At 34.7% G+C, this 314-nt stretch carries 1 protein-coding gene; it reads right to left on the minus strand.

All coding sequences use genetic code 11. From position 1 onward, the window contains the following. On the minus strand, positions 1-314 hold a 314-nt coding region (locus GJU41_RS24550; protein WP_154319810.1), incomplete at both ends, for an alpha/beta hydrolase.

Genomic DNA, 314 nt, shown 5'->3' on the forward strand with positions numbered 1-314 from the left:
AGGTGAATAATGATTTTTTTTGCCCGCAGAAAGGACAATCAATGGAATGTTTAATTTCTTTTGGTCTTCTTTTAATTGATTTAAACTTTGCATAAATTCTTCATAATTACCTTCGTGAACAAATTGCTTATTGTATGCTTCTTGAAAAGCTTCTGACATAGTTGGAAGAAATCTTTCTCGGTAATCCTCAGGAGTAGAGTCTACTAGAACCAGCCCACATACATTCTCAGGGTATTCACTCGCAAATAACCGTGCATTTACTCCCCCAAAAGAGTGTCCTACCAGTATATATGGAGGAATTATATTTAACTTAT

The organism is Metabacillus idriensis, assembly GCF_009674765.1.
Taxonomy (GTDB): domain Bacteria; phylum Bacillota; class Bacilli; order Bacillales; family Bacillaceae; genus Bacillus_P; species Bacillus_P idriensis.